Raw genomic sequence first — 5,619 nt, 5'->3', positions numbered from 1 at the left:
TGAGTATTATTCAGTTTATAGCACCATATTTTCCTAAGTTTTTATATCAAATTCCACCCTTAAAATATAATTTTAAGTGTGGTATTCGTTTTAAATAAAGGGCTTTATCTTGATTTGTGTGGATGAATAAGGTCAAAAGAAAATAATTTAATTGTACAGTTTTAGGAGTTGATAAATGGGTGCAGCTTTTGTTTTTCCAGGGCAGGGGAGTCAACTTGTTGGTATGGGGAAAGCGCTTGCAGAGCAATTTGTTGCGGCGCGGATGGTTTTCGAGGAAGTTGATGATGCTTTGGGTGAGAAATTATCAGAGATCATTTTTGAAGGACCAGCAAATGTTTTAACGTTAACAGCAAATGCACAACCGGCATTAATGGCTGTATCTATGGCTGTCATTCGTGTGATGAAACAATTAGGGCTTCGTATAGAAGAAAAGGTAAGATTTGTTGCTGGCCATTCTTTAGGCGAATATTCGGCTCTTTGTGCTGCTGGTACATTTACTCTCACAGATACGGCAAGACTTTTGCGTATTCGTGGCAATGCTATGCAGGCTGCTGTTGCGGTTGGTGAAGGTTCTATGGCTGCATTGATTGGTTTGGAAGAGCACATTGTGGAAGAAATTTGCGAAACTGTTTCTGGAGAAGGACTATGTCAGATTGCTAATGATAATGGTGGTGGGCAAATTGTTATTTCCGGTAAAGCAAAAGCAGTTGAGGCAGCGGTAGAGATTGCATCAATAAAAGGTGCAAAACGTGCACTTCTTCTTCCTGTTTCTGCACCTTTTCATTCATCTTTAATGCAACCTGCTGCTGATGCCATGAAGAAAGCACTTTTGACTGTTAACAAAATGTCCCCTATTGTTCCTTTGATTGCCAATGTTTCTGTTGCACCTGAGAGCAATCCAGAGCGTATTACTACTCTTCTTGTCCAACAAGTGACTGGGAGGGTGCGATGGCGTGAAACAATAGAATGGATCGCTGCGAATGGGGTTGATACGCTTTTTGAAGTTGGTTCTGGAAAAGTATTAACAGGTTTAACGCGTCGTATTAACAAAGATATAAAGGGGGTAACAATTGGAACAGTTGATGAAATAGAATCAGCGCTAGGCATGCTTGGCGTTTAATCTATAAGGAGTTAAAAAATGTTTAGATTAACAGGGCGTAAAGCTCTTGTAACGGGGGCTTCGGGAGAAATTGGTGAGGCAATTGCACGCTGCTTTCATGCACAAGGAGCCATTGTTGGACTTCATGGAACACGTGAAGAAAAGCTCAGAGAAGTGGCGGCAGAATTAGGGCAGAATGTTTTTGTATTTCCCGCTAATCTTTCTGAACGCCAATCGATTAAACAATTGGCTGAAGTTGCAGAGAGAAAAATGGATGGCGTCGATATTTTGGTTAACAATGCGGGAATCACTAGAGATGGTCTTTTTGTGCGTATGCAAGATAAAGACTGGGATGATGTTTTAGAAGTTAACCTAACAGCTGCTTCTCTTTTGACGCGTGAATTAATACATTCTATGATGCGCCGCCGTTATGGAAGAATTATTAACATTACATCTGTTGTTGGTGTTGTGGGAAATCCTGGACAAACAAATTACTGTGCTGCAAAAGCAGGCTTGATAGGTTTTTCTAAAGCATTGGCACAAGAAATTGCTTCGCGAAATATCACTGTCAATTGTATTGCTCCAGGATTTATTAAATCTGCAATGACAGACAAGCTTAATGAAAAGCAAAAAGAAGCCATTATGGCTGCGATTCCAATGAAGCGTATGGGAAGTGGGCAAGAAATAGCCACTGCTGCTGTTTATTTAGCAAGCGATGAAGCAGCCTATACGACAGGTCAAACACTCCATATCAATGGTGGAATGGCAATGATATGAGTATTTATTTTATTCCACATTGATTTATGAATTGTATTATTTTAGATAGTAACGATTGAAATGGATAGATGCATCTATTTCTTTAATATGGTCGTTAATCAATTGATGTCGGAATGTCAGATTGGTTCATTTTGTAGGGGATATCCACAGGATGTTTTAAATCATTACTAAAATCTTTTAAAGTAATGCATCTATTGCTTGATTAGATGAACCGATATAGTTAACCAAATTATAGGAAATATAAATTCGAGGATTTCAACATGAGTGATACAGTAGAGCGCGTTAAGAAAATTATCGTGGAACATCTTGGGGTTAATGCTGATAAAGTTGTAGAAAATGCAAGCTTTATCGATGATCTAGGGGCTGATAGCCTTGATACGGTTGAACTCGTTATGGCTTTTGAAGAAGAGTTTGGGGTAGAAATTCCAGATGAAGCTGCTGAAACGATTTTCACCGTTGGTGATGCAGTCAAGTTCATTGATAAAGCTTCTGCGTGATTACTAAAGGGCAAAGGCATAAATTGCTTTTGCCTATATTCTTCGGAGTTCTTTTGAAAAGAGAGCTTTGAGAGGTGAAGTTTAGTTCAAGGTTAGAAGTTATGAGACGTGTTGTTGTTACTGGTTTAGGATTGGTATCTCCATTAGCTGGTAATATTGAATATAGTTGGAAACGACTTCTTGAAGGAAGAAGTGGTGTCCGACGTATCACTGAATTTGATGTATCAGATTTGCCATGCCAGATTGCTGCGCGTATCCCCTTAGGGGATGGAACAGAGGGGACCTATAATGCTGATTTGTATATGGAACCTAAGGAGCAACGTAAAGTTGATGCATTTATTGTTTATGCAATGGCTGCTGCTAACCAAGCGCTTGCAGATGCCGAATGGTTTCCTAAGAGTGATGAAGATCAGATTTGTACAGGTGTGTTAATTGGTTCGGGAATTGGGGGAGTTGAGGGCATTGTTGAAGCTGGTTATACGCTTCGTGATAAGGGCCCACGTCGTGTTTCTCCCTTTTTTATTCCAGGTCGTTTGATTAATCTTGCTTCTGGTTATGTGTCCATTCAATATGGTTTACGGGGGCCTAATCATTCTGTTGTAACGGCTTGTTCGACAGGGGCGCATGCGATTGGTGATGCGGCACGTTTGATTATGTTTGGTGATGCAGATGTCATGGTGGCAGGGGGGACTGAATCTCCGATAAATCGGATATCTCTTGCAGGTTTTGCAGCTTGTAGAGCTCTTTCTACTTGTCGCAATGATGATCCTGAACGGGCGTCACGTCCTTATGATACTGATCGTGATGGTTTTGTGATGGGGGAAGGAGCAGCTGTTGTTGTTTTAGAAGAGCTGGAACATGCCAAAAAACGAGGGGCGCGTATTTATGCTGAGATTATTGGCTATGGTTTATCTGGTGACGCTTACCACATTACAGCACCTTCAGAAAGTGGTGAAGGGGCTCAGCGTAGTATGATAGCTGCTCTTAAGCGTGCACAAGTGAATGTGAGTGAACTTGATTATATTAATGCTCATGGTACATCTACGATGGCTGATTCCATAGAGCTAGCGGCTGTTGAGCGTGTTTTAGGGAGTTATGCACCACAAGTTTCTATGTCATCAACGAAATCATCTATCGGGCATTTACTTGGTGCAGCCGGTGCTGCTGAGGCTATTTTTTCTATTTTAGCTATACGGGATAATATAGCCCCAGCGACACTGAATCTTGACAATCCATCGATTGAAACAAAAATCGACCTTGTACCACACAAACCGCGTGAACGAAAGATTGATACGATTCTTTCTAATTCTTTTGGATTTGGTGGGACAAATGCATCGTTGGTGATACAACGTTTTAGAGGATAATAAGTATTTTTATTTAATTTCTTCTTTTGAGTTTTCTACTTTATTATAAGGTGAATGAGAAATTATAATATTATCCTTAATCGCTATGAGGGGTTATGTCCGATGTGAAAAATGGAAAACCATTAAAGGACGTAAGTGATTCCTCTTCGAATCATTTAGCAGATAGTTATGACATGTTAATACATAAAAAACGAAAGAAATCATCTATCGTCCGTAATCCATTGGTTGTTCTCGGTAATTTTTTTCTTATGCTGATTGTGATTATTCTTTTTGGCATAAGTATTCCTCTTTATATTGGAAAAAGTATTTTTGAAGAAAAGGGAAAAATTGAGGAAGAACAAATTGTTCTTATCCATCCTGGTACCGGAATTCGTGAAATTGCTTCATTGCTAGAAAAACGTGGTTTCATTCGATCATCAGATATCTTTGTTTATGGGGTTGGTTATCACCAAAAAACAACGCATCTGAAGGCTGGTGAATATTTAATTCCAGCTCATGCTTCGATGCAGGATATTATGGATATTCTTGTGAAAGGAAAATCTATAGAGTATACATTTACAGTACCTGAAGGTTTAACGGTTCAGCAAGTTTTCGATCGATTAGCTGCGAATGAAATTTTGATTGGAGACCTTCCAAAAATTTTGCCTCCAGAAGGCTGTTTAATGACGGATACTGTTCGTTTTATTCGGGGGACAACGCGTAAAGAGATTGTAAACAGATTGCGTGAAGGACAGACAAAATTAATTCATGCTATATGGGCTACGCGTTCACCTGATTTACCTATTAAATCAATTGATGAATTTGTTATATTAGCCTCAATTGTTGAGAAAGAAACGGGAATTGCAGCAGAAAGACCAATGGTTGCTGCGGTATTTTATAACCGCCTTACAAAGCATATGCGTCTTCAATCGGATCCAACAGTAATTTATGGTCTCTTCGGAGGAAAAGGAAAACCATCCGGTCGTGCGATTTATCGTTCAGATCTTGAGAAGGAAACACCATATAATACTTATAAAATTAATGGTTTGCCTCCAACGGCTATTGCAAATCCAGGTCGAGATTCTTTGAAAGCGGTAGCACATCCACCAAGCAGTGATGCACTTTATTTTGTTGCTGATGGTTCAGGAGGGCATGTCTTTTCTCGAACTTTAGAAGAACATAATATGAATGTTCGCAAGTGGCGAGAATTAAAGGCAAGACATTAAATTTATAATAATAACGTATCTGTTTGCATCGTAAAATGAAAATCCAAAGTATAGTAAAATTTTTTTATAAGAATTATAAAAATCATTTTCTTGTATGCTACAAGAGAGCTTAGCGTATGGATAAAAATATTTAAGAAAGAAATAAATATACTGCTAATAAATTATTTTAATGGAAGAACAGGATAACATTGAGATCTAGCTGCTAAAGCAAATACCATTGGTTGGGAGAAATATTGAGGTAATGTATTATTTAAATTTTGAAGAAAAATTTATAAACAAAGTAGAGTGGTGTGATGACAGCCTTTGAAAGTAAATTCAATGCCATAAAAACAAATCAACGCCGCGGTTTTTTATTTATTCTCTCTTCACCTTCAGGCGCTGGTAAATCAACAATTTCTCGATTACTTCTAAAAGAGGGACAATTAGAGCTTTCCGTAAGTATGACCACAAGGAAAAGGCGTCCTAGTGAAGTAGATGGGCTGCATTATTACTTTATTTCAAAGGAAGAGTTTGAATATAAGCGTGATAGGGATGAATTTATTGAGTGGGCAGAAGTTCACGGGAATTATTATGGCACTTTACGTGAAACTGTTGAAAAAGCATTGAATACCGGCCGTGATATGCTATTTGATATTGATTATCAGGGTACTAAGCAGCTGCAAAAAAAAATGCTAGGA

The 5,619-nt window shown here is 38.7% G+C and carries 5 protein-coding genes and 2 pseudogenes; all 7 read left to right on the top strand.

Annotated elements, in window-relative coordinates; translation table 11 throughout:
- Positions 1-98, top strand: a pseudogene (locus ACFIO3_RS07955) (undecaprenyl-diphosphatase); the annotation flags it as partial.
- A 77-nt stretch (positions 99-175) separates the two neighbouring features.
- Complete coding sequence (gene fabD / locus ACFIO3_RS07950) at positions 176-1,120, top strand: ACP S-malonyltransferase (RefSeq protein ID WP_375606288.1); 945 nt, start codon at positions 176-178, stop codon at positions 1,118-1,120.
- A gap of 18 nt (positions 1,121-1,138) precedes the next feature.
- A complete protein-coding gene (gene fabG / locus ACFIO3_RS07945) occupies positions 1,139-1,876 on the top strand; it encodes a 3-oxoacyl-[acyl-carrier-protein] reductase (RefSeq protein ID WP_375614390.1) in 738 nt (245 codons plus the stop codon).
- A 260-nt stretch (positions 1,877-2,136) separates the two neighbouring features.
- Positions 2,137-2,373 carry an acyl carrier protein gene (locus ACFIO3_RS07940; RefSeq protein WP_004860281.1) on the top strand — a complete coding sequence of 79 codons (237 nt, stop codon included), beginning with the start codon at positions 2,137-2,139 and terminating at the stop codon, positions 2,371-2,373.
- 101 nt (positions 2,374-2,474) lie between these two features.
- A complete protein-coding gene (gene fabF, locus ACFIO3_RS07935) occupies positions 2,475-3,737 on the top strand; it encodes a beta-ketoacyl-ACP synthase II (protein WP_375610164.1) in 1,263 nt (420 codons plus the stop codon).
- Between the two features lie 95 nt (positions 3,738-3,832).
- A complete protein-coding gene (gene mltG, locus ACFIO3_RS07930; RefSeq protein WP_375606286.1) occupies positions 3,833-4,942 on the top strand; it encodes an endolytic transglycosylase MltG in 1,110 nt (369 codons plus the stop codon).
- Positions 4,943-5,235: 293 nt separating this feature from the next.
- Positions 5,236-5,619 (top strand): annotated as a pseudogene (locus tag ACFIO3_RS07925) (guanylate kinase); the annotation flags it as partial.

The organism is Bartonella sp. AD328YNZD, from assembly GCF_042196425.1.
The sequence above is the reverse complement of the archived record's forward strand: the minus strand, read 5'-3'. Positions and strand labels throughout refer to the sequence as shown.

What these genes read in the sequence shown, in the direction of transcription:
- fabG (WP_375614390.1), top strand. Translation starts at nt 1,139, where the DNA reads ATGTTTAGATTAACAGGGCGTAAAGCTCTTGTAACGGGGGCTTCGGGA.
- fabF (WP_375610164.1), top strand. Translation starts at nt 2,475, where the DNA reads ATGAGACGTGTTGTTGTTACTGGTTTAGGATTGGTATCTCCATTAGCT.
- mltG (WP_375606286.1), top strand. Translation starts at nt 3,833, where the DNA reads ATGTCCGATGTGAAAAATGGAAAACCATTAAAGGACGTAAGTGATTCC.
- fabD (WP_375606288.1), top strand. Translation starts at nt 176, where the DNA reads ATGGGTGCAGCTTTTGTTTTTCCAGGGCAGGGGAGTCAACTTGTTGGT.
- ACFIO3_RS07940 (WP_004860281.1), top strand. Translation starts at nt 2,137, where the DNA reads ATGAGTGATACAGTAGAGCGCGTTAAGAAAATTATCGTGGAACATCTT.